The sequence below is a fragment of the Prevotella sp. P3-92 genome (assembly GCF_002251205.1).
Taxonomy (GTDB): Bacteria; Bacteroidota; Bacteroidia; order Bacteroidales; family Bacteroidaceae; genus Prevotella.
In genome coordinates, this window is sequence record NZ_NPJE01000040.1 from 38984 (window position 1) to 62902 (window position 23919).

The 23919-nt window shown below is 43.0% G+C and carries 21 protein-coding genes and 1 tRNA gene; 20 read left to right on the forward strand and 2 right to left on the reverse strand.

The genetic code is table 11. The features are described 5' to 3' along the window. Window positions 1-26 precede the first annotated feature (26 nt). The 18 genes from CIK93_RS06155 (at window position 27) to CIK93_RS06235 (ending at window position 19217) form a co-directional block, all read left to right on the forward strand. Window positions 27-1664, forward strand: a complete 1638-nt coding sequence (locus CIK93_RS06155; protein ID WP_144007578.1) for a hypothetical protein — start codon at window positions 27-29, stop codon at window positions 1662-1664. Continuing rightward, window positions 1642-3315 (forward strand): hypothetical protein, encoded by a 1674-nt coding sequence (locus tag CIK93_RS06160; RefSeq protein WP_094446899.1) that lies wholly within the window; start codon window positions 1642-1644, stop codon window positions 3313-3315. Before CIK93_RS06155 ends, CIK93_RS06160 begins: the two co-directional genes overlap by 23 nt. 24 nt (window positions 3316-3339) lie before the next feature. Next, a complete protein-coding gene (locus tag CIK93_RS06165) occupies window positions 3340-3993 on the forward strand; it encodes a sugar transferase (RefSeq protein ID WP_094446900.1) in 654 nt (217 codons plus the stop codon). Window positions 3994-4002: 9 nt separating this feature from the next. Then, the gene (locus tag CIK93_RS06170; RefSeq protein WP_094446901.1) at window positions 4003-5262 is read left to right on the forward strand and encodes a DegT/DnrJ/EryC1/StrS aminotransferase family protein; all 1260 of its coding nucleotides are present in this window, start codon (window positions 4003-4005) and stop codon (window positions 5260-5262) included. 78 nt (window positions 5263-5340) lie between these two features. Then, a complete protein-coding gene (locus CIK93_RS06175) occupies window positions 5341-6492 on the forward strand; it encodes a galactokinase family protein (protein WP_094446902.1) in 1152 nt (383 codons plus the stop codon). A gap of 22 nt (window positions 6493-6514) precedes the next feature. After that, window positions 6515-6886, forward strand: a complete 372-nt coding sequence (locus CIK93_RS06180; protein WP_094436334.1) for a four helix bundle protein — start codon at window positions 6515-6517, stop codon at window positions 6884-6886. A 32-nt stretch (window positions 6887-6918) separates the two neighbouring features. Then, window positions 6919-7728 (forward strand): nucleotidyltransferase family protein, encoded by an 810-nt coding sequence (locus CIK93_RS06185; RefSeq protein ID WP_094446903.1) that lies wholly within the window; start codon window positions 6919-6921, stop codon window positions 7726-7728. 109 nt (window positions 7729-7837) lie between these two features. Further along, window positions 7838-9166 (forward strand): nucleotide sugar dehydrogenase, encoded by a 1329-nt coding sequence (locus CIK93_RS06190; protein WP_144269533.1) that lies wholly within the window; start codon window positions 7838-7840, stop codon window positions 9164-9166. A gap of 35 nt (window positions 9167-9201) precedes the next feature. Beyond that, window positions 9202-10248, forward strand: coding sequence for an NAD-dependent epimerase/dehydratase family protein (locus CIK93_RS06195; protein ID WP_094446905.1), 1047 nt, complete (start codon window positions 9202-9204; stop codon window positions 10246-10248). A gap of 131 nt (window positions 10249-10379) precedes the next feature. After that, window positions 10380-10526 carry a hypothetical protein gene (locus CIK93_RS13635; RefSeq protein WP_158215482.1) on the forward strand — a complete coding sequence of 49 codons (147 nt, stop codon included), beginning with the start codon at window positions 10380-10382 and terminating at the stop codon, window positions 10524-10526. 189 nt (window positions 10527-10715) lie between these two features. Further along, entirely contained in the window at window positions 10716-10946 is a 231-nt protein-coding gene (locus tag CIK93_RS06200; protein WP_094446906.1) for a hypothetical protein, read from the forward strand. A gap of 8 nt (window positions 10947-10954) precedes the next feature. Beyond that, the gene (locus CIK93_RS06205) at window positions 10955-11275 is read left to right on the forward strand and encodes a hypothetical protein (RefSeq protein ID WP_094446907.1); all 321 of its coding nucleotides are present in this window, start codon (window positions 10955-10957) and stop codon (window positions 11273-11275) included. Continuing rightward, on the forward strand, window positions 11248-12777 hold the full coding sequence (locus tag CIK93_RS06210; RefSeq protein WP_094446908.1) for an HD domain-containing protein: 1530 nt from the start codon (window positions 11248-11250) through the stop codon (window positions 12775-12777). The genes CIK93_RS06205 and CIK93_RS06210 overlap by 28 nt, the downstream gene beginning before the upstream one ends. A gap of 154 nt (window positions 12778-12931) precedes the next feature. Beyond that, entirely contained in the window at window positions 12932-15994 is a 3063-nt protein-coding gene (locus CIK93_RS06215) for a hypothetical protein (RefSeq protein WP_144007576.1), read from the forward strand. A gap of 229 nt (window positions 15995-16223) precedes the next feature. Next, a complete protein-coding gene (locus tag CIK93_RS13430; protein WP_144007575.1) occupies window positions 16224-16430 on the forward strand; it encodes a hypothetical protein in 207 nt (68 codons plus the stop codon). 83 nt (window positions 16431-16513) lie between these two features. After that, window positions 16514-16990, forward strand: a complete 477-nt coding sequence (locus CIK93_RS06225; RefSeq protein WP_094449251.1) for a transposase — start codon at window positions 16514-16516, stop codon at window positions 16988-16990. Between the two features lie 259 nt (window positions 16991-17249). Beyond that, on the forward strand, window positions 17250-18515 hold the full coding sequence (locus tag CIK93_RS06230) for an ATP/GTP-binding protein (protein ID WP_094391640.1): 1266 nt from the start codon (window positions 17250-17252) through the stop codon (window positions 18513-18515). 9 nt (window positions 18516-18524) lie between these two features. Further along, window positions 18525-19217 (forward strand): RloB family protein, encoded by a 693-nt coding sequence (locus CIK93_RS06235; RefSeq protein ID WP_094391641.1) that lies wholly within the window; start codon window positions 18525-18527, stop codon window positions 19215-19217. 394 nt (window positions 19218-19611) lie between these two features. Here the strand turns inward: CIK93_RS06235 and CIK93_RS06240 are convergent, their stop codons facing one another. Together CIK93_RS06240 and CIK93_RS06245 are read right to left on the reverse strand one after the other, a co-directional pair. Beyond that, a complete protein-coding gene (locus tag CIK93_RS06240) occupies window positions 19612-21363 on the reverse strand; it encodes a phospho-sugar mutase (protein ID WP_094446912.1) in 1752 nt (583 codons plus the stop codon). 865 nt (window positions 21364-22228) lie between these two features. Beyond that, window positions 22229-22301 (reverse strand) — tRNA-Met (locus tag CIK93_RS06245). Between the two features lie 187 nt (window positions 22302-22488). On the opposite strand from CIK93_RS06245, the gene CIK93_RS06250 reads away from it, so the two are divergent. Together CIK93_RS06250 and fabG are read left to right on the forward strand one after the other, a co-directional pair. After that, window positions 22489-23091 (forward strand): TetR/AcrR family transcriptional regulator, encoded by a 603-nt coding sequence (locus tag CIK93_RS06250; RefSeq protein WP_094391643.1) that lies wholly within the window; start codon window positions 22489-22491, stop codon window positions 23089-23091. 58 nt (window positions 23092-23149) lie between these two features. After that, window positions 23150-23908, forward strand: coding sequence for a 3-oxoacyl-[acyl-carrier-protein] reductase (gene fabG, locus CIK93_RS06255; RefSeq protein WP_094391644.1), 759 nt, complete (start codon window positions 23150-23152; stop codon window positions 23906-23908). Window positions 23909-23919: the final 11 nt, after the last annotated feature.

Here is a 23919-nt window from a genome sequence, read left to right on the forward strand (position 1 = left end):
CTGGGCTTCCCGAACCTCTCATGAAGATGGTAAAATTCTTGAATGAGAAGGCAGAGAAGGGAGAGTTTGAATTTAGCGACTTATTGGAGAAATGGGCTGACCAGGAGGATGTTGTCGATTCATTAGACTTTGGGTTAGATAATGAAAACGCCTATTATGCTGTAGCGACTGCCTATATAGCAAATGAAAAGAATGGGCAGATTGACGTTCCTAAAGGTGCGCATATCTGGAGTTGGGTATATTCCTTATATTTATTAGCAGAGGTTGCAGAATGGGAACCTGGCTTCATGCGACGAGTTATCATGTCATTTGCTGACAAGCAGAAAGACGCAGAGGGAATGCTTGGTAATGTAGCGCAGACATACGCAAGGCATAGTTTTGATCATGGATTGGAACTGATGGATGGTTTGGAGCGATATAGGACGGGTATATTGGCAGGGTTGATGGAGAATGACTTTCAAAAATATTGTGAGGTGTTTCCTCCCATGGAACACCAGAACGATTTTGCCGATGCTTATTGCGGAGCGTTGGATTTGAAGAAAGACGTACATGAGAAGGCTTATGACATCGCTATCACCTTTACTGATTGTGCTTTAACCTCGTTGATGGCTTTCCTGCTGAAGGAACAACTTGGATTAGATGGAAACAGGAAGGTAGATTGCGAAAAAAGAATTTGCGAACTTCTGGAAGGAGGGAACACGGAGGAATATACGCGCTACATCTGCAATTGGATGTTAAGGGTAAAGGATACGACAGAATTCTTGGAAAAGTTGGTCTTACTACTGATAGAGAAACTTGGCAAGGATAGTGACAGTCTCGCAACTATAGATAACACAATTGCAGCAAAGCACAAGAGTCCCGATTTATTGGCAAAGGTAATAGTCAAGGTGGCTGAAACAATGTCGCCTGATGATGTCTTGAAAATGGATCATTGTCTACATCGGCTAAATGATGACCGTGAGAACTTTGTTAAGTTGGTACTTCTGTTTATCGTTCACACACAAGGAGCATATAGAAAAGTAGGCAGACAACTTTGGGACCAATATCACTTGGATACAACGGATTTCAATCCTGCAGACTTTGACGAGTCACTGCAATGCGTATTTGCGTATTTCATGCTGCAGGATCATGGGAACCCGGAGAGGCGGCTTCCAAAGGTGTTGCCACTGCTAAAGACTGGTAGTGAAAAGGTGAAAGGATTTGTAATGGCAATTCTCCAACCCTATACGGACGATTATATGGGGCATGTGAGCTCTGCTTTGGACAGATTGAATATAAAAGGCAAGAACGCTAAGACTATCAAAAACTATGTGGAAAAACGGTGGAATGTAATCCAAAAACGACGTGAACTGAAAGAACTGGCACCTGAATATACCTATGGAAAAGAATACCGCGAGGCCAGACGAGTGGAAAGAGAGTTTATGCAAAGCCAGATCAAGGAGGCAGAAAACGGTCATAAATATCTTTGGCAAGAACTGGCCCGCAAGGTTGTACTGGCCCGTGGTGAAGGATGGCGCATGCCAGATGGGAGGACTCAAAAACTGCCAAAGATACAGTTCTCGGCACCAGCACCGTTGATGAATGAATCGCAGACTCCCTTTGAAATGCGGAAATGGATAGGTGAAATAATGAAAGACTGGGATGATACGACAGGAAATCATTAAGCAATATGTTGCCTCCTTGAAAGAGGATGGTGAGCTTGACTTCATCTTTCCAATATTGTTGGAGAGGATGGGCTTTAGGATATTGTCTACTCCAAAGCAATCGAAGGGGCAATCACAATACGGTCGTGATGTTATTGCTGTCAAAAAACTGAAAGGAGTTCCGACTCTTTACCTTTTTGAACTGAAAGGCTTTGTAGCAAAGGACATTACTGATAGGAATCTCAATGCCAAGGATGGACTGATAGAGTCGTTGAGGGCATCTAAATATACCGAGTATGAAGATGCTGGTATTCCCGGATTGAAGGATTATCCCAGGCAATATGTATTTGCACACAACGGATTCGCAGAGGCAAATGTAATGCCTACGCTCAACGGGTTCATTAAAACAGAATTTCCAGAAGGTAATTTTGAGAGATGGGATTTGGAGAGACTGACGGCACTATTCTCTGATTATTTGTTTGATGAAACGCTGCTTGCAGATGATAAGAGTTACAAGCTGTTCAAAAAAGTCCTGGTATTGCAAGATGCTGAAGAGAACGATTTCTCAGACCTTGTAGCACTTGTGGATTATCAGATAGAAAAGTTAGAGAAGGAGAAACATGATAACCGTCGCGTAGTACTCAACTATTTCGGGACGTTACGTTTGATAGGTGCCATGATGTACTACTATGCAAGGGAGTCGAACAACCTTTATCCCGCCAAATTCTGCATAGATACCATCGTGTTGAAGACTTGGGCATGGATATTGAGAGGAAAGAGAGAGAAGAAATCGTCGATACTTTCTTTGTTCTATGGCTTGGTGATGCTCCAGATGCAGATTTACGAGGAGTACATCAACAAAATTCTTCAGTTTGCTAATCTCAGAAAAGGACTGTATAGTTTCCAGTCCTCATTAACAGAGCAGGTGTTCTATCCATTGCGTTGTTATGAATTCTTAAGTGATTTAATTTATTTTTACGTCATGACGGAGGCATGTGGCGCAGACTATGAGAAGGTAGGACAAATACGGATGGATGCGTTGAAGGCCATTATAAGAAACAATTCTGCATGTACCGTTCCTCTGCTTGACACGCATACAATTCCCATATTGATGGTGTTCAGATATATGATATTCAGGATAAAGTCGCAAGACGATGCAGATTGCTTGGGTCAATTTGTGATGGATACAGTATTGAACCTTATTCAACGCTATAGGAACCAGAAGATGTGGCCAGAACTGAGTGGAAACCGAATGGCGTTAGCAAAAAGCCTGATTACAAAATCTGATGAATACTGTTGTGACTCATCGTTGTTATTGACTGTGATGTTTGAACTTATCTCATACTTGAATATTCCTGAGTTCTATACGCTACTGAAGAAGGCTGTGGAAGAGTCGGAAGTTGATTTGCAGGTGGCCTATCCGGAAATATCAGAGTATGATATAGAGCAATCGCTTTTTGAGCATCGATTGCACAAGGAAATCTCAGTAGAAACAAGTATCAAGCTGCCAGAAACCTTAGATGAGTTTAAACAGAAGTTCAGGAAAAAATATAAGAGTATAAAATATCGTACTGATAGTAAAGGGTATGGATTCCTGCGCTTACTTGCCCATAAGTATTATGAGACAGACCTGTTCCCTGATTATCTGGGAAGGGAATATTGTACGGAATAAGATTCAAGTTCTAAACTGAATACAATGATTTTTAAATGGATATTTGACCGATTGGTGTCGCTAATCGGATTGTTGTTTTTGTGGCCAGTATTGCTGATAGTGGCAATATTGGTGAAAATAAAAATGCCGGGAGGCCCTGCTTTCTTTGTACAGAAGCGCATTGGTAAGGATGGTAAGTTGTTCGACTGCCATAAGTTTCGCACGATGATGGTGAAGCATAATGGTAGCACGGTTTCCGTGGCTGGGGACAGTCGTATCACTCCTTTTGGCGCAACATTACGGCATTATAAGATTGATGAACTGCCCGGACTTTGGGATGTTCTCATCGGTAACATGAGCTTCGTCGGGCCAAGGCCAGATGTTCCAGGCTATGCTGATAAGCTCCAAGGTTCGGATAGGGATGTGCTGAAATTGAGGCCGGGGATTACTGGGCCTGCTACGCTGAAGTATAGGCTCGAAGACGAAATGATTTCTGAGTATGTTGCTCAGAAACAGAAAAACGGTGATGCTCGCCCCATGCAGGAGATAGCCGTAGAGTATAATGATACGGTTATCTATCCTGATAAGGTACGACTGAATTGCTATTACTACAGACATTATTCGTTTGTGAAGGATATACAAATGATATTATGTACTGTACTTGGTAAGAAAATGGAATATAATGGAGAACTAATTTAAGAATGCAATATGTCTGAAAGAAAAAGAATTTACCTCTGTCTGGCTCATATGAGCGAGGACGGAATGGAACAAAAGTATGTAAAGGAAGCCTTTGACACTAATTGGGTTGTGCCCTTGGGGCCAAATGTGAATGGATTCGAGAAAGACCTTGAAGATTTCGTAGGTGAGGGAAAACGCGTCGTTGCATTGTCTGCAGGAACTGCTGCTGTGCATCTGGGATTGTTGAACTGTGGTGTGAAGCCTGGTGATGAGGTGATAGTACAGAGTTTTACATTCTGTGCATCAACTCACCCTGTAACTTATCTAGGCGCTACACCTGTGCTTGTGGACTCAGAGCCTGACACTTGGAATATTGACCCAGAACTTTTGGAGAAAGCCATTGTTGACCGGAAAGAAAAGGCGGGCAAATATCCTGCGGCAATTGTTCCTGTAGCACTCTATGGTATGCCATATAAAGCTGATCGCATTATGGAGATAGCCAATAAGTACGGAATTCCCGTAGTGGAGGATGCTGCTGAAGGTTTTGGCTCAAAGTATAAAGGGCAGGTGCTCGGCACGTTTGGAAAGTATGGTGTGCTGTCGTTCAATGGCAATAAGATGATTACTACCAGCGGTGGTGGTGCTCTGATAACAGAGGATGATGACCACTGGCGCGAGATTATGATGTACGCCACTCAGTATCGTGAGAGCTATCCTTACTATCAGCATGAGAAGATAGGTTATAACTATCGTATGAGTAACATTTGCGCTGGTATTGGTCGTGGCCAGATGACTGTGGTGAATGACCACCTTGCTCATCACAAGCATGTGCAGAAGATGTACGAAGAACTGTTGGCTAATGTGCCAGGAGTACATGTACATTCTCAGCCTAATAATGGTGATTATGACTCTAACTACTGGCTTTGCACCATCACTATCGATGAGAATGTGAAGGTGAAGGGGCAGGAGGACGCTTATAAGACCATCGTGACTGGAGCTGTTGGTGGTGCGGCAGGTGTCATTCATGCAGCAGAGTCTGCACATACCGATTGTGAACCCAATACCAATGTTGAAGCCATGCGCGTAGCTCTCGACAAAGCGCAGATTGAAGCACGACCTGTATGGAAGCCAATGCACAAACAGCCATGCTATAAGGATGTCCCAGCTTACGTTAATGGCGTATCAGAAGCATTGTTTAAAGTCGGAATGTGTCTACCTGCAGGCCCGTATGTCAGCGACGATGATGTGAAATACATTGTTGACACCATCAAGGAAAACATCATTGGATGAAGAGCCTTTTGATAGCCATCTGGCAATTCTGTAGTTACTTGTTTGTACCTCAATGGGGTAAAAAAAAGGAATAATACAATGGATAAGTATCAATATCATATATTCAGCCCATATAGGGTCTGCCCATTGGGGGCACACGTTGACCACCAGCATGGACTAGTGACGGGCTTCGCAATCGATAAAGGTGTTGACCTGTGGTTTAATGTAAGGGAGGATAGTCTCGTAAAGCTATCATCCCGGACGTTTGAGGGTGATGTGGAGTTCCATGTCAATACGCCATCACAGGTAAAAGAAAGACATTGGGGGGATTATGCTCGTGGCGCAAAATATGCTCTTCGTAAGCGATTTGAGTTGAGTCATGGTATAGAGGGCGTCATTCAAGGTTCGCTGCCTGTAGGTGGTTTGTCTTCTTCTGCTGCTGTGCTGATAGCGTATGTGATGGCGTTTGCAAAGGCGAATGATATAGCTCTTCAGCCGTTTGAGGTGGTGAAAATTGCATCAGAGGCTGAGCGTGAGTATATCGGACTGAATAATGGTCTGCTTGACCAGGCTTGTATTGCATTGGGGAAGAAGGACGGTCTTTTGTTTTTAGATTGTGATTCGAACGACTGGCGTATCATTAAGCGCAATGTTGACATGCCAGATTTTGAGATTGGTATCTTCTTCTCTGGACTAACACGTTCGCTGGTTAACTCAGATTATAACCTGAGGGTGTATGAGTGTAAGACTGCGGCGTGGAATATGTTGGCTTATACAGACCAGCCACTGAAGGCGTTTGATAAGACGTTCCTGAGGGATATCCCTAAAGCAACGTTTGATAAGACGCGTATTGCTATGCCACAGCGTTTTGCACGGCGTGCAGAACATTTTTATAGTGAGTACCGCCGTGTGCGTCAGGGAGTGACAGCATGGGAAACGGGTAATCTGCAATTATTCGGCAAACTGAGTTTTGACTCGTGCGAGAGTAGCATCCACAACTATGAGTGTGGCTCACCTGAGCTCATAGCTATCTATGAGATAATGCGCCAGTTACCTGGAGTGTATGGTGGTCGCTTCTCTGGAGCTGGCTTCAAGGGGGCTTGTATTGCACTCGTAGATCCAGCCTATAAGGAGGAAATTCAGAAGGTGCTCACAGAGAAGTATCTGGAACAGTTCCCCGAATATGAAAAGACATTCCAAGTGTTTTGGGTGAAACCAGATGACGGTGCACGATTCCTTAGTGTTCAGTGATTAATGGTCAGTGTTTAGTGATATGAGATCAGTAGTTGAGGAAAAGAGCATTGCATTTGCACATCGTATTATGGATTGCACAGATTACATTCTGAGCAAATATAAGAAATACAGTTTGTGTGATCAACTTTTCAGATGTGGCACAAGTATAGGTGCCAACATTGCTGAAGCGCAATATGCTCAAAGTCCTGCAGATTTCATATCAAAAATGTCTATCAGCCAGAAAGAATGCAGTGAAACTAGTTATTGGCTTGAACTTGCATTTTATGGAAAGTATATTGATGAAAAGATGTACAATTCATTGATGGCTGATAATATCGAAATAATGAAGTTGCTTACAAGCATCATTATCACAAAGAAAAAGAACTTAAGTGTGACATGTATTAATCACTAATCACTCATAACTCATAACTAACAACTATAGAAGTGAAGAATATTGTAATTGCTGCTGGATATGCAACGAGGCTTGGTGAGTTGACAAGGAACTTTCCGAAGCCATTGCTGAAGATAGGTGATAACACTATCTTGGGTAGAATGCTCGACGACATAGACAGGATTCCTGAAATTGACGAGCATATCATTATTACGAATCATAAGTTTGCGCCGATATTCGCCCAATGGGCGAAAGAGCAATGGTCAAAGGACGAAGGTCAAAAGACAAAGGCTGCCTTAGACCTTAGCCCTCAGACTGCAGACCGTCGATGGCAGAAGCCCATCACGATAGTTGATGATGGAACAGAGACAAATGAAACTCGTCTTGGAGCTGTATGCGATTTGTTGTTTGCAATGGATAAGTTCCACATCGATGATGACTTGTTGGTAGTCGCTGCAGATAACCTGTTGTTTTTCTCGTTCCAGGAGTTCGTGGACTTTGCTCGTGCCAAAGGCACATCGTGTATCATGTGCCATGAGCAGCCCTCGATAGAGAAGCTACAGCGAACAGGTGTAGTGGAACTAGATGCCAACAACAAGGTGTTAGGCATGGAAGAGAAACCGCAGGTGCCTAAGAGCCACTGGGCAGTGCCTCCGTTCTATATCTATCTGAAGAAAGACCTAGATCTGGTTCGTCACTCTGTAGAGAATGGCTGTGGCAAGGATGCGCCAGGTAATCTTGCTCACTATATGGTGGAACATACTACCATGCATGCTTGGCCCATGAGTGCAGGAAGATTTGACATCGGCAGCCTCGATACTTATTATGAAGCCTGCGAGTTAGCGAGAGCAGGCAAAATTTGATTTTGGATGCCGAGCGTGAGCAGGCTCGACCGAAGGTCAAACCGTTGAGAAATACGGTAAGTAACGAATACGAATTTCACGAATCTAACGAATAAAAACTTATTATACAATGAAAATTGCAGTAGCAGGAACCGGCTATGTCGGTATGAGTATCGCCACTTTGTTGGCACAGAAGAACCACGTAACAGCTGTTGACGTGATACCTGAAAAGGTGGAGAAAATCAACAAAAAAATCTCGCCTATTCAGGATGAGTATATTGAGAAGTATTTAGCAGAGAAGGAGCTTGACTTGACGGCAACGCTGGATGGTAAGACTGCCTATAAGGATGCTGACTATGTTGTGATTGCGGCTCCGACGAACTATGACCCGCAGAAGAATTTCTTTGATACGCATCATATTGAGGATGTGATTGACCTCGTGCTGAGTGTGAATCCTGATGCAGTGATGGTCATTAAGAGTACTATCCCTGTCGGGTATTGTCGTTCTCTGTATGTAAAGTACGCACTGAAGTTCTTGACTGATCCAGAGTTGAAAGGAAAGAAGTTTAACTTGTTATTCTCACCGGAGTTCCTTCGTGAGAGCAAGGCACTGTATGACAACCTTTATCCCTCTCGCATCATTGTTGGCTATCCAAAGATATTGCCTGCTGATAGAAACAGGAAGTGGGACGAGGAGAATGCTGCCATTACAGCTATCGGTAATCCTGAGGCAGAGGAGAAGGCTAAGACATTTGCAGGACTTCTGCAGGAGGGTGCTATCAAGGAGAATATCGATACCTTGTTTATGGGCATGACCGAGGCAGAGGCCGTGAAGTTGTTTGCAAATACATATCTGGCACTGCGTGTGTCGTACTTCAATGAGTTGGATACATACGCTGAGGTGAAGGGTCTGGACAGTCAGGCTATCATATCGGGCGTAGGTCTAGATCCTCGTATCGGAACGCACTATAATAATCCTTCGTTCGGATATGGCGGTTATTTTTTGCCTAAGGACACTAAGCAGTTGTTGGCCAACTATGCGGATGTACCACAGAACATGATGACGGCTATCGTGGAGAGTAATCGTACGCGTAAGGACTTTATTGCTGATGAGGTGCTGCGCAAAGCAGGCTATTATACTGCCAATAGTGACTGGAACGAGAGCGCAGAGAAGGATGTGACCATCGGCGTGTTCCGTCTGACGATGAAGTCTAATTCGGATAATTTCCGTCAGAGTGCGATCCAGGGCATTATGAAACGCGTGAAGGCAAAAGGTGCTAATATCATCATCTATGAGCCTACGCTGAAAGATGGTGAAACCTTCTTCGGGTCGAAGATTGTGAATAGCCTTGATGAGTTTAAAAAGCAGAGTGATGCCATTATTGCCAACCGCTACGACGAGGCACTGGATGATGTGCAGGAGAAAGTATATACTCGCGATATTTTCAAGAGGGACTGATAGAAGATTGAAGATTGAAAATTGAAAATTGAAGAATGAAGACGATATTGGTTACCGGAAGTGCTGGATTTATTGGCTCGAACTTGGTGCTACGCTTATTTAAAGAAATGAGCGAGGGTACTATTGTTGGACTGGATAATCTGAATGATTATTATGATCCGACACTGAAAAATTACCGTCTCAGTGAGATTGAGAAGGCTAAACCTGCGGGAATTGAATATGAGTTCGTAAAGGGTGACTTAGCTGACAAGGCACTGATTGATGGACTGTTCGAGAAGTACCACTTTGACGTGGTGGTAAATCTGGCAGCACAGGCAGGTGTGCGCTATAGTATCACCAATCCTGATGCCTATATACAGAGCAACATGATTGGCTTCTATAACATCTTGGAGGCGTGCAGGCATAACCCTGTAGAGCATTTGGTATATGCTTCTTCATCAAGCGTATATGGTGGCAACAAGAAGGTACCATTCAGTACAGATGACAGAGTGGATAATCCTGTGTCGCTATATGCTGCTACCAAGAAGAGCAATGAGCTCTTTGCTCACTGTTATTCTAAGTTGTATGACATACCCACAACAGGCTTGCGCTTCTTTACAGTATATGGCCCTGCTGGTCGTCCTGATATGGCATACTTCGGATTCACCAACAAGTTGCTGAAGGGCGAGACTATCCAAATTTTCAACTACGGCAACTGCCGTCGTGACTTCACCTACGTTGATGACATCGTAGAGGGCGTGTATCGAGTGATGCAAGGTGCTCCAGTGCGCAAGAAGGGTGAGGATGGCTTGCCCATCCCTCCATACGCAGTATATAATATCGGTGGTGGCCAGCCCGAGAACCTGCTTGATTTCGTAAATATCCTGCAAGAGGAGCTTGTTCGTGCAGGAGTCCTTCCCGAAGACTTCGACTTTGAAGCCCACAAGAAGCTCGTTCCCATGCAGCCAGGTGATGTTCCCACCACCTATGCAGATGCCACAGCCCTTGAACGTGACTTCGGGTTTACACCAAAGATCACGTTGAGAGAGGGATTGAGAAAGTTCGCGGAGTGGTACGCATCCTTTTATATGTCAAAGAACTAAGGTCAAATGTCAAAGGCGAATTGTTGATTCCCTTAAGTGATACACAGACAAGTCGGTCATTGAACTATTGGTTTGAGAGCAACTTCCAATAGGGATATGGCCGCTTGTCGGTTTTAAGAAATGGCATAAGGATGCAAGAGACGGCAAACAAGCAGAAGCGCATTACCCTGAAAACCCTTCATGAGATGTTGGACGGGGTGAGTGTGGAACTGGCAGAGAAAGTTCATCTGCTGTTTATGGCCAACTATATCGACTACTCGGACTATGAATTTCGGTAGTAAGGTTTAGTGTTATGCTATAGAGCAGTTGATACCACAGCTGATGAAGAAGGTGGAGGAAGAAGTGAGAAGCTTTTCTCAACGGCAAAACCACTGAGCACAGGGACTACATGGAAGGTCGCAACGATGTCGCAACATACAGAACAATAAAGCCCTACGGAAAACCACTGGGAATAGTGACGAGAAACGATGACACAAGAAGAACGATGGTTGACAAGATATAAAGAAGTGGTTAGTTTTATTGAGACGCGCCATCGTAATCCGTCTAAATATGTTGGGGCGGAAAGAGAACTTCTCAATTGGACGAAACAGCAACGGAAGTTGATGAATGCAGGTGAACTGAAAGAACCAAGGCTTGGGATGTTTAAGGAACTGATGGAGTTGAGTGAACAGTATAAGAGATTAAATCAATATCAATAATTAGACGAATGAAAAATTTAACAGTACTCCGTTTCTTGCAGATTATATTGGAGGACAATCCTGAATTGCAATCTATTATAGGAAGTGAGATTAGTTATATTAAATCTCAACTGGAGGAATCTTCAATTCAGCCCGATTTATCGTCCAGAGAGTTTTATGCTGTAGCAAGGCAATACCCACACTTTGTTCATGTGTCGGAAACATCTGTTACTATATATAATGGGCGTGAACTGAAAAAAGTGCTTGAGCGTAAGCTTATCTACAGTCAAGATTCGGAAATGAATATGAAGGTCAAAGCGTTATGGAAACAAAGGAAAAAAGAATATTAGACAGTGTTCACGGTTATATCACAATCCCTGAGGATATTTGTGATTACGTGATTGATACACCATATTTCCAAAGGTTGAGACGAGTGGAGCAGACTTCATGTAGGGTATTGTTCCCATCTGCGAGGCATGACCGTTTTATCCATTCACTTGGCGTATATCATCTTGGGGAGAAGATTGTTAAGGCAGTAAGAAAAAACTGCCATGATAATCTGCCTGAGAATTTCGATGATAGGGCCAAGAATTATCTGATTGCCTGTCTGTTACATGACGTGAGTCATACACCGTTCTCACATACATTTGAAGATTATTACGATAATAAATCTAATGCCTTGAAAGTTACATTAGAGCAGAAAGTTAATACTAAGATCTTTACTGAAGATTGGAAAGATAGGGAATGGAATTCTGCTCCCCATGAGATTATGAGTGCCATTATGGCAATAACTTGTTTTCCAAACTACGTGAAGGCACCTGATTATGATATGGAGTTTATAGCCAGAATGATAGTTGGATGCAAGTATTCTGATCCCGCGAAGAGTTTCGAAAATGCCTTTGTTGAATTGTTGCATAGTAAGGTGCTAGATGCTGACGGATTAGACTACGCTTGCAGAGACGCTGCAATGGCAGGCTATAGTACCAACAATATTGATGTAGAAAGATTGGTAGCTGAAATCTTTATTATCAAGGATGCTGATGACAATGACCAGTACAAGGTCTGTTTCTCGAATAAGGCAGTTAATGAGATAGAGGCTGTTCTTGGTGTAAAACACTTCCAACAATACAACGTGTTTGCACATCATGTGGTGGCGTATGATCAGAAACTGTTGGAGGAGGCCATGAAGTCAGCTGCCTATTGGCATCTTCACGGTGTGATGTCATATGATGCTCAGCTACGAAAGAGGGCTTTAGAAACACTTTGTAATATCAAGGCTTTTACAGCTCCTTGTCAATTTGGCTCATATAATTTACCATTGCTGTATCCCTCAGATGATGACTTTGTCTCGTTGATGAAGTGTTTCCCGAACGATTACTTTATTCGTCAATGGCTGACAAGGAACTATGAGCTTCAGCCGTTATGGAAATCAAAGTCTGAGTTTAAGCATCTCTTTGGGGACACTTTGGGCGATATTTCAAAAGACGGTGTTGATTTGTGGGTGCTCTCTGATGATTGCAAGCGATTCCTTTGTGAGCAATTCAATATTGAAGAATATAATGTGTGGATTTTGGAGCCCAAGTTGAAAGACCGTTTTGGCTCGACGAGCGAGCTCCAAATTTATATAGATGGGAAGGTCAAGAAGTATGAGACATTGTATCCGAAGGGGAGAATGCACTTTAATGACTTAGGTGAGCAGTTTAAGTTTATCTATATACCCAAAAACATAGAGAAAGAAGTAGTCATTAAGGCTTTGATAGAGGAACAGGCAAAGAACAAAGTTGAATTGTCTTGTTTTAAGAAAGTGCTTTTGAAGGCAGGTTCTTTTGTGAAGCAGATGATAATGAAGTAAATAATCGAGCGTTATAACGATGAAGAACGAGCTAACACCATATGAATATTACAGGAAATTCAGGCCGGAATACTTCTCGGATACTAAAGTTGTGTATAAATCGACTTTAACAGAGGAGCATTTCCAGTATATAATGGACAGGCTTTCGAACGATATGAAACAAGATCTGTTCGAGAACCTGACCAAAAGTCTTGCTTTGCGTTTTATAACTCCCAACATAATACCACAGACTGGTCCAACTGGAGGTGGAGATGGAAAAACCGATCTTGAAACACATCCAGTTGCAGATGAAATTGCAGAACGTTGGTATGTATGTGATGGTGGCTGTAGAGGCTCTGAGAAATGGGCTTTTGCCATTAGTTGTAAGGAGGACTGGGAAGGAAAGGTTAAGGGTGATGTAAAGAATATTGTGAAAACTGGTCGTGGTTTCACTAAGATTCTTTTCTTCTCAAACAGGCTCATCAAATCAAAGGATAGTAAAGACTGTGAAGATGCACTCACCAAACAATACAATGTCCCAGTTCAGATATTCAGCCAAAACTGGTTTGTAGATAAAGTGTTCCGTCAGGGGTGTTTGGATATAGCCGTGAAAGAACTGAACCTTAGTTCCGAGTATTGCGAGAATACTGAGGAAATTGGCCCACGTGACAAGAAGAGAAAAGAGCGGTTGAATGAAGTTGAAGAGGAAATAATTACAAGGCAAGGCGCAACTCGATTTGATACAGAACTAGTTGACTTGGCTATTGAGGCTGTAATTCTTAGCAGATGCCTGGAATTGCCCCCGACTCAAACGAGGGGGCGTATGAAACGAGCTGAGAGATTGGCTACTCAATACGGTACAAAGCAACAACTATATCAGGCCATCTATCAGGCAGGCTGGACGGAATTCTATTGGCTAGAGAACCCGGATGCCACATACGACAGCTACTTGAAGTTGAAAGGGATGTTGAAGGAAGAAATCAATGTAGCCAGAGTGGAACGTTTTGTAACTTTATACCATAATATAGAGACCGCTACTCATCTTAAACTATTCAAGAGAGAAATAGATATCGAACCTGAAACGATATTCTATGAGTCGCTACATCGAAATTTGAAGAATGATGAAAAACGTCAGTCAAGTTACCTGTACATTCACATTCATTGGCTAGAAATGAAAATGATACAGAATTCTGCTGACAATGATATGATGAACGACCTTATAGACGATTTGAGTAAAGCGCTTAAGGCAGCAGAAAGACATGTAGACATTCCGATTGAGGGTAATGAGGATATACTTAATATGATAGGTTTGTCGGTAAAAGACAATGAGAAGTTTGAAGGACTTATAGATGAATTCTCTGAAATACTATCTAAACGCCAGCAAGAAATTACAGCTGCTGAGATACAATTGAGACGAGGTGAACAGAATCTAGATGCTGATAATAATGTACAAGCCATTAGACACTTAGGCCAATGCATCATCATGTTTGGCAAAGAAGAAACCATGACCGAATATGTGAGGGCTTGTGGACTGCTTGGGGTCGCTTATATTCATCAGGATTTGCTGTATGCAGGCAAGGCTATGTTGATGAAAGCAGCAATGATGCTGCTCCATCAAGTAGAAATACAAGGTCATGCAGACCATTTGCTGATTACTGTATTGCATGAAATCTGCAGGGTTGCATTGCGTTCTGGGCAGTTGGTAGATTTCTTGAATTTCTACAACTTGCGCTGCGTGCTTACAAACTTGAACCCCGATTTTCAAGATGAACGTCTAATGCAAATGATAGCAGAAGAACAGAATTGTCTTGCAGTGAGATTGTCGGTAGGAGATGTTAGCAGCCCAGTCTATGCAATGTTGCCAGAAATCTTTAATCGCTTGGAGTTGATGGTTCCTACAGATGTGATGTTCTATAAGCTTGGCTATAAAGATAAATTGAGTGACGAGTTTAGTCAGTTGTTAAAGGACGACCCAGATGCGTTAAAGAAGTTAAGAAAGCTTGTTGAGGATGGTTTCTTCCTTTATAAAACATTTATCGCAGAGGAAACAACCGAGATAGAAACCCTTGTTAATGGTTGTCGCATAACTGCTAGTAGTAAAAGTGACGAAGTGCTCCATACGTGCTCAGAAGCAGTGCTCGCTTTTATTGAAATACTCTGTTCTACCATGGATTTCAAGGACTTTGTATTTGCAACGGGACATATTCATTTTGACGTGGTGGAAATTGCAAACGGCAAAACAGAGATTTTAAAAGGGCGATCTTCCAACCATTATGTATTTAACGTGAATACAAAAGACCTGGATGACCAAAAACTATGGGAAGCACTAAGTATGTTTTTGGCTCTTCTGTTTACTCAGAATACTATGACAAATGATCTGATGAAACTATTTGAGGATAAACAGGCCAAGGAAAAATTGATGCATCGCCTTTCAACTTTAACGTCGTATCTCTCTGACTCTAAAAATCTGATAGGTGATCAGTATAGAACAACTATTGGGGATTGGAAAGAAGAAGGTGATGCAGAATACGCCTTTCAGGGAGCGGACGACCTTTCTGAGCCATTTGAAGAGAGGAAAGGAAAGCAAGCAACATATACTATTGCTTCAATAATTGATTATCCATTATGGGATAAAGCGAAGTGGAGTGGATGCGCTTTTTTCGTTGATTTAGAATCGATAGAGTTACCCATACTATTGTTCTGCTATAAGGATATTAAGGCTGGCATTCAGATTTTTGAGGGTTGGGCAGAATTGTTCAAACAAAAGCAGTTGAATATTAGAATATCTATTATTATGCATGTGAGTAAGAAGCATCCCGCATGGTATAGAGTGCAAGTAGGACAGGATGTCTTTTCAATGAAAGAAGTTGAAAAGTTGAAAGGAAGATACGTTATGCAGGCAACTAGATTCCATACTATGGAACCTGAAACCACAGAGAATATTGACAGATTCAGAGAGGCATTTGAGCAGCGCCATTTATGTGGCATTTCTGCTGTGGAATTTAGCAAAAACATTGAGGAAACAATGTTTAACAAAGAGAAACGATATAATCAAGTTATCCCTGTTAGAAATATTGTGTTCAGAGAAGCTTGGGAGGTCGGAGTAAATGATATGGATAACTCAACAATATTACCAGATGACGATCCTATAATCCCAGACGAACACTTGATTGATGCTCCTGTCTTGGAATTGTTAAAAAAAAAGAAAATAGAGGCATACGGTGAAGGTCGTGTATAGCAAAGAATATGAGAAAAGATGACTCCTGTCAAACTGCTCGAAAGGAAATTAGCGAGCACAGTAAAACAAGAGAGAAAAATGAGAAGAAGGCTCAGTACATGTCATAACGGGATGGCTGGGTATCTGATGGACTTCGGATTTGGAGGGTTCATTGGGTACGGGAAAGGCGTGCCCGGATGCCAGAGGATGCCAGAGGGACAGGTCAGTGGCATCAGCTTATCAAACAGCTTTGAAGAAAAAAGATGATATTGCTATTGCTTTAGCCTTGTCGCCATTTGCTCGGAAAACGGCAGAACTGGTGAAAAGCGGAGCAAATGCCAGAGGGACAGGTCAGTGGCATCAGCATCATCTTAAACTGTTGGGTATAAACGGATCTAAAATACAAGCATGCCGAGGCAGGCGAGGAAGGAATCGTGCACAGGGATATTTCATGTGATGATGCGTGGCATCAATCATCAGAATATCTCTGACCTTCGGTCGAGCCTGCTCACGCTCGACAATGCTCAAGCGAGCTAGGCATTGTACTCGCTTAATCGCAGCCTTGAAGATGAAGAGGATAATTGGCAGTTTATCAATACTCTTGATCGGATGCGCCTGCGTATGGATGACAACGGGCTTCCTTGTGGAACGAACTGCACCTATTATGGCTATTGCCTGATGACTAATCATTTCCACCTTTTGATTCGTGAGCGTGAGGAGAAGGTGGGGGAGACGGTTAAGCGTATAGCAAGTTCTTATGTGTATTACTATAATAAGAAGTATGGACGTGACGGGCACTTGTTTAAAGAACGCTTTAAGAGTGAGCCGGTGAACGACATGGCTTATTTCGTAACGCTTCTGAGATATATACACCAGAATCCAGTGAAGGCAGGAATCGTGAGCGACATCAAGGATTATGATTTTAGCAGCTGGGGCGAGTTACGGAATTACGGAGTTACGGAGTTACACTCCTGTCGCACAGGCTCAAGCAGCAGGGCATCCTCTGAGATCCTTTGAAAATCCTCAAAGAATCCTGGACTTATTCCGAGAATCTTGGAGAATCCTGCAAGATTTTGAAAATCTCTCTAACATTTTAGGAGGAACTCTGCAAGACGGGGTTCGCTGATGGCTTACAATGAAAAATGTGTTTTTTTTTCTAATTTTTGGGCTGTTAAATAGGTTGTTTGTGTTAAAACGTCTTGATTTTTGAGATATTTTCTCGTAATTTACAGGTTATGCCGATTGTTATTTGTATCTTTGCACAAAAAATTGAGATATGCTAGTAAATTTCACAGTTAAGAATTATCGCTCTTTTAAACAGGAACGAACTTTTGGTATGGAGGCGAGTTCCATAAAGGAACATAAAAAGTCTGTCATCAACAAAGGTAAATACAAGCTGCTTCCGTTGGCAGTTTTCTATGGTGCAAATTCTAGTGGCAAGAGTAATTTCATTCTGGCAATATCTACTATGCGAAGTATGGTCAGACGTTCTGTGCGTTTGAATGAAGGTGATGCGCTACCTTACGACCCTTTTGCATTGGATGAAAATTCTGACTCGCAACCTACGTTGTTTGAGATACAGTTTATAAAAGGTGAGGTCCTATATCGCTATGGTTTTGAATACAACAAAACCGATATTATCTCTGAGTGGCTTTATGAGAAGCGATTTGGCGAGAAAGAGTATGAACTCTTCATGCGCTCGCGAGACATCATTGAAGTGTCTGAGAAAAGATTCCCTGAAGGTCAAGGAAAAGAAGATCTGACCAATTCGAATCGTCTCTTTCTGTCACTTGTTGCTCAGCTGAAGGGTGAAAAGTCCAATTCGATAATGGGCTGGTTTGGTGAATGTAATGTACTATCAGGAATCGATAGTGAAGGTTATGAGGCCTTTACGCTCAGAATGTTTTTGGAGCATTTGAATGGAGCTGATCAGGCTCAGGAGTTTTTTAAAACTCTGCAACTGGGCTTTACCCGATTTTCTGTAAAGAAAGTAGATATTCCCAAAGAAGCCTTAGATAGTGCTCCTCTGTCTATAAGGGCACAGCTTGAAAAGGATATTGTGACAGGTAGTTTTGTTGAGCCAATTACTACTCATAATGTCTATAATGAAAATGGTCTTGTGATAGGGGAACGCAATTTCCACAAGAATCAGATGGAGTCTGAGGGGACGAAGAAAGTTATAGAGATTTCCGGCCCTATATTTGATACGCTGAACGAGGGCAAGACTCTGATTGTTGATGAACTTGATGCAAAGCTTCACCCATTACTGACTCGGAACATCGTACTTCTATTCATGGATCCAGAGAAGAACAGACATGGTGCACAGTTGATCTTCGCTACTCACGATACAAATCTGCTTGATTTGGAAATTATTCGGCGTGACCAAATCTGGTTCGCTGAGAAGGATACGGTGGAGGCTACAGATATCTATTCTCTTGTGGAATTCAAGGATGAGGATGGAAAGAAAGTGCGCAATGATCGTGACATCAAGCGAGATTATATTCGCGGACGATATGGCGCTATACCTTTCATTGGAAAATAGAGTACTGCTATGGGATATTCGAGAAAAGAAGAAATCGCAAAACTGAGGCGGGAACGAAAAGAAGCCAAGGCTGCCAAGAAACGCAAGGAGAATGTTCGTGAAAAGCTCGTGCGTTTCCTCATAGTCTGTGAAGGTACGAAGACAGAGCCGCATTACTTTGAGGCTCTAATCAAGAACTACATTTCTACTGTCCGTGAGGTGACGATTGAGGGCGAAGGTAGGGCTACGGTAGCTTTGATTGACAGAACACAGGAAATCAAGACAGAACTGGAGCGTAAAAATGCCATGTCTTTTGACCGTGTGTGGGTGGTATTTGACAAGGATGATTTCGATGATTTTAACGATGCCATCAAGAAAGCCCATAAGTTGGGTTTCCAAAGTGCCTGGACGAATGAAGCCTTTGAACTCTGGTACTATTTGCATTTTGAGTATCTTGACACAGCCATTAGCCGCGAGGCCTACATTGACAAATTGCAAGATGCCTTTCGTAAGAAGATGGGCGATGAAGGCTTTAAGTATCGGAAAGGAAATCCCGATATATACAGCTTACTTCAGCAGTATGGTCGTGAGGACTTGGCCAAGCGCTTTGCAAAACAACTTCGGGCATTACATAATGATGGCAACTATGCGATGCATAAGCCTTGCACGATTGTAGATAAACTGGTAGAAGAACTGGAACATCCTGGGAGGCTGTTAGAGTGAATGTGATACGGATCATCGGAATTTAAACGGAATTATTTTGGAAGTTGCTTCGCAAGAAATCTTTGGAGAAATCTTCTTTAAGAATGGCCGGGGGCCAGAAATATATTCAATTCCACTATAATCTTTAAATAAAATCCTGACTAGAATGCGCTCGAATACCTCGCTTCTGGGAAGGATTTTTTTTATGGATCGCATCGTTGATGCTCGAAATCTAAACTAGAATCTTAACAAAAATCTCGAAACTCTAAACACTAACCTATAACCTATAACCTATAACCCATATCCCATATCCCATATCCTATAAACTAAACACTAACATCTGACAATGAAAACGCCACCCTGGGGTCGGTGAGAACAGGGTGGCGTGGTATCTTCCTGTGGAAGTGGGGGAGGGTTAGGCGAGTTTCAAATCTTTTTTGATGGCTTCAATGCGCTGGTCGGCTGCTTTGGTGCAACGCTCGTAGCAGCCTGCACACTTGAATGAGGCATCTTTGATTTCAAGGTAGAACTTGATCTTGGGTTCGGTACCTGAAGGACGTACGCTGATCTTGGTGCCGTCTTCACAGAACCACTGGAGTACATTAGAGGTGGCGGGCATGTTGAGCTTCTCTACTGTGCCGTCGGCATGCTTGGCTTCGAGTGACTGGTAGTCTTTCCACAGCACTACCTTGGCACCACCCAATACCTGTGGGGGATTGGCACGGAAGTCTGCCATCATCTGTTTGATCTCGTCGGCTCCTGTCTTTCCTGGACGTACTACATTGACGGTGAACTCGCGAGAGAATCCGTATTCGGCATAGATGTCCATGAGGAGGTCATAGAGGGTCTTGCCGTTGTCTTTTGCCCATGCTGCTATCTCGCAGATAAGGCAGATAGAGGCGGGGGAGTCTTTGTCGCGTACCTTGTCGAAGGGGAGGAATCCGAATGATTCTTCACCACCACCGATATACTTCTGTTTGCCTTCTGAGATTCTAATCTCGTTGGCAATCCATTTGAAGCCTGTATAGCAGTCACGCAGTTCTACACCGTTCTTCTTGGCTATCTCGGCAATAACTTCTGTGGTGACGATGGTCTTGACGAGGAACTCGTTGCCCTTGAGTTGACCGAGCTTCTTCTTGTTGGCGATGATATACCAGCAGAACATCATGCAGGTTTGGTTACCGTTGAGGATTTCCCATTCGCCCTTGGCATTGCGGCAGACAATGGCGAGACGGTCGGCATCGGGGTCGGATGCTATGACGAGGTCGGCATTGAGGCGTGTTCCGAGTTTCATACCGAGTGTCATGGCTTCAGGATTCTCGGGGTTGGGTGATACTACAGTGGGGAAATTGCCGTCGATGACCATCTGTTCGGGTACGACGTGGATGTTTTGGAATCCCCATGAGCGCAGTGCTTCAGGAATGATGACGCGTCCTGTGCCGTGCATGGGCGAATAGACGATATTGAGGTCTTTGTTGCGCAGGATGACATCCTGATCTACCATGGCCTCTTTGACTGCCTGGAGGTAGTCCCAGTCCATTTCTCCACCGATAATCTCGATGAGGTCTTTGTTGCCTTCAAACTTCACATCGTTGATGGTGACTTTATTGACTTCATCGATGATACCTTTATCGTGGGGTGCCAATACCTGTGCACCATCATCCCAATAGGCTTTATAGCCATTGTACTCACGTGGGTTGTGAGAGGCAGTGACGTTGACACCTGCCTGACAATGGAGCTGACGGATGGCGAAGGAGATCTCTGGTGTGGGGCGCAGGCTCTCGAAGAGATATACCTTGATGCCGTTGGCAGAGAAGATGTCTGCTACGGTTTCTGCAAACATACGTCCGTTGTTACGGCAGTCGTGGCCTACTACTACGGCGAGGTCGTTGCGGTTGGGGAATGCTTTGAGGATATAGTTGGCAAAACCTTGTGTGGCCATGCCTACGATATATTTGTTCATGCGGTTGGTTCCTGCTCCCATGATGCCTCTGAGTCCTCCTGTTCCGAATTCGAGGTTCTGGTAGAAGGCATCGATAAGGTCGGTCTTGTCGGCATTGTCGAGCATGGCCTGTACTGCTTTGCGTGTCTCTTCATCAAAGGCTGGTGAGAGCCATTCTTTTGCCCGTGCTTCGCATTGGGCGATCAACTCAGTGTTGTTTTCCATAATTCATTTATATTGTTTATATTGTTAGTTATTGTTTCTAATAGCACAAAGTTAAAACAAAAAAATGAAATGATGCAAGGAATGGCTATGAATTTTGTTTTTTTAACCTTGATTGTTGCATGAGGACACGGATCATCGGAATTTTATCCACGGAGCACACGGAGGGCACGGAATTTTTTTTAGTTGCCTAAAGGCAAGAAATCTTTGGAGGAAATCTTTTATGAGATGTTGCTTCGCAAGAAATAATTCAATTCAATTAGCCTCCATAAATATAATCTTTAACTAAAATCATTGACCAAAATGCGCAACAGTACGTTGCTCTGCAGGAGGGGTTTATTATGGATCGCATCGTTGATGCTCGACATCCTAACGAAAATCTTTAGAATAATCTTTAACTAGAATCTTTTTCCGTGTCTTCCGTGTGATCCGTGGATTATTATCATCGGAATTTAGACGGAATTTATACGGAAACAAAATCTTTAAAGAAAATCCTAAACAAAATGCGCTCTTCCTCAGGGTGTTGCCCTGGGCTAGGGAAACCATTGGGCTTTCAGCCCGTTTTTGCTTGTGTATCAAAATCTTTAGAAGAATCCTAACTGAAAATGCGCAACAGTACGTTGCTCTGCAGGAGGGGTTTAATGGGGATCGCCTTACAGGCTCGAAATCTAAACTAAAATCTTAACAAAAATCTTTAACCTATAACCTATAACCTATAACCTATAACCTCTAACCTTTAACCTCTAACCTTTAACCTTTAACCTTTAACCTCTAACCTTTAACCTTTAACCTTTAAACTCTAACCCAAACACTCCGTGAATATAAAAAATCGCAACAGCTGATTATCAGAATGTTGCGATTTCATTAGTTGCGGAGGCAGGACTCGAACATGCGACCTCCAGGTTATGAGCCTGGCGAGCTACCAACTGCTCCACTCCGCTGTATTTCTTAATTGCGGGTGCAAAGGTACAAACTATTTTTGAGAATACCAAATTTTTATGCGATAATTTTTTGTTTTTCCTCCAAATAGAACAAAATAACGGAAATTGTTTGCACAATAGAAAAGAAATGTGTAATTTTGCACACGTATGCATGCATGTGCAATAGAAAAATAGGAGGAGTCATACTATGTCAATATCAAAGACGCGACAAAAATTAGTAGATGTAGCCCGTCAGTTGTTTGCCAAAAACGGAATGGAAAACACGACGATGAACGACATTGCCATTGCCTCTGGCAAAGGACGTCGCACGCTATATACCTATTTTAAATCCAAGGAAGATATTTATTTTGCTGTCATTGAGTGCGAACTGGAGCGCCTGTCTGATAAATTGGATGAGGTAGCTGCTAAGCGTATCCGTCCACAGGATAAGGTGATAGAATTGATATACACCCATCTGAGTATGATCCGTGAGACGGTGGTGCGTAACGGTAATCTACGTGCTGAGTTTTTCCGTAATATATGGATGGTGGAGAAGGTGCGTAAGAACTTTGATGATGCAGAAGTGGAATTGTTCCGTAAGGTATATACAGAGGGCAAGGAGGCAGGCGAGTTTGACATAGAAAACGTAGATCTTGTAGCTGACATCACCCACTATTGTATCAAGGGACTTGAAGTGCCTTATATCTATGGTCGTATTGCCCATGGAATGACAGAAGAAGCCACCAAACCTCAGGTTGCCAAATTTGTGTATGGCGCATTGGGAAACTTCAAGAAGAACAGTGACCGATGATTTGACAGGAATAGTAACACTAACAATAAAACATATAACATAAACAAATAAACACATTATGGGATTATTAACAGGAAAGACTGCCCTCATTACAGGTGCAGCACGTGGTATCGGCAAAGCCGTTGCTATGAAATTTGCCCAGGAAGGCGCTAACATTGCATTTACAGATCTTGTACTCAACGATGATATGGCAGCAGGCCTTGAGGCTACCCGCAAGGAAATTGAGGCTCTTGGTGTGAAATGTAATGCCTATGCAGGAAATGCTGCTGACTTTGCAGAGACAGAGGCTGTGGTCAACAAAATCAAGGAGGATTTCGGTTCTATTGATGTACTGGTGAACAATGCCGGTATCACCAAGGATGGTCTGATGCTCCGTATGACAGAGGCCCAGTGGGATGCAGTATTGAATGTCAATCTGAAATCAGCTTTCAACTTCATTCATGCCTGCGCTCCTATCATGTTGCGCCAGCGTAAGGGTTCTATCATCAATATGTCGAGTGTGGTAGGTGTACACGGTAATGCAGGTCAGTGTAACTACTCTGCTTCTAAAGCAGGTATGATTGGTTTGGCAAAGTCTATTGCTCAGGAACTCGGTCCTAAGGGTGTACGTGCCAATGCCGTAGCTCCTGGTTTCATTGAGACTGCCATGACGGCACAACTGCCAGAAGAGATTCGTAAGGACTGGATGAAGAAGATTCCTCTCCGTCGTGGCGGACAGGTAGAAGATATTGCTAATGTTTGTCTGTTCCTGGCTTCTGATATGTCAAGCTATGTATCAGGTCAGGTGATTCAGATTGACGGTGGTATGAATATGTAACAATCTAATTA

Excerpts from the sequence above, each read along its gene's own strand:
- CIK93_RS06155 (WP_144007578.1), top strand. The coding sequence starts at position 27 with ATGGTAAAATTCTTGAATGAGAAGGCAGAGAAGGGAGAGTTTGAATTT.
- CIK93_RS06160 (WP_094446899.1), top strand. The coding sequence starts at position 1,642 with ATGATACGACAGGAAATCATTAAGCAATATGTTGCCTCCTTGAAAGAG.
- CIK93_RS06165 (WP_094446900.1), top strand. The coding sequence starts at position 3,340 with ATGATTTTTAAATGGATATTTGACCGATTGGTGTCGCTAATCGGATTG.
- CIK93_RS06170 (WP_094446901.1), top strand. The coding sequence starts at position 4,003 with ATGTCTGAAAGAAAAAGAATTTACCTCTGTCTGGCTCATATGAGCGAG.
- CIK93_RS06175 (WP_094446902.1), top strand. The coding sequence starts at position 5,341 with ATGGATAAGTATCAATATCATATATTCAGCCCATATAGGGTCTGCCCA.
- CIK93_RS06180 (WP_094436334.1), top strand. The coding sequence starts at position 6,515 with ATGAGATCAGTAGTTGAGGAAAAGAGCATTGCATTTGCACATCGTATT.
- CIK93_RS06190 (WP_144269533.1), top strand. The coding sequence starts at position 7,838 with ATGAAAATTGCAGTAGCAGGAACCGGCTATGTCGGTATGAGTATCGCC.
- CIK93_RS06195 (WP_094446905.1), top strand. The coding sequence starts at position 9,202 with ATGAAGACGATATTGGTTACCGGAAGTGCTGGATTTATTGGCTCGAAC.
- CIK93_RS13635 (WP_158215482.1), top strand. The coding sequence starts at position 10,380 with ATGCAAGAGACGGCAAACAAGCAGAAGCGCATTACCCTGAAAACCCTT.
- CIK93_RS06200 (WP_094446906.1), top strand. The coding sequence starts at position 10,716 with ATGACACAAGAAGAACGATGGTTGACAAGATATAAAGAAGTGGTTAGT.
- CIK93_RS06205 (WP_094446907.1), top strand. The coding sequence starts at position 10,955 with ATGAAAAATTTAACAGTACTCCGTTTCTTGCAGATTATATTGGAGGAC.
- CIK93_RS06210 (WP_094446908.1), top strand. The coding sequence starts at position 11,248 with ATGGAAACAAAGGAAAAAAGAATATTAGACAGTGTTCACGGTTATATC.
- CIK93_RS06215 (WP_144007576.1), top strand. The coding sequence starts at position 12,932 with ATGAAACAAGATCTGTTCGAGAACCTGACCAAAAGTCTTGCTTTGCGT.
- CIK93_RS06230 (WP_094391640.1), top strand. The coding sequence starts at position 17,250 with ATGCTAGTAAATTTCACAGTTAAGAATTATCGCTCTTTTAAACAGGAA.
- CIK93_RS06235 (WP_094391641.1), top strand. The coding sequence starts at position 18,525 with ATGGGATATTCGAGAAAAGAAGAAATCGCAAAACTGAGGCGGGAACGA.
- CIK93_RS06240 (WP_094446912.1), bottom strand. The coding sequence starts at position 21,363 with ATGGAAAACAACACTGAGTTGATCGCCCAATGCGAAGCACGGGCAAAA.
- CIK93_RS06250 (WP_094391643.1), top strand. The coding sequence starts at position 22,489 with ATGTCAATATCAAAGACGCGACAAAAATTAGTAGATGTAGCCCGTCAG.
- fabG (WP_094391644.1), top strand. The coding sequence starts at position 23,150 with ATGGGATTATTAACAGGAAAGACTGCCCTCATTACAGGTGCAGCACGT.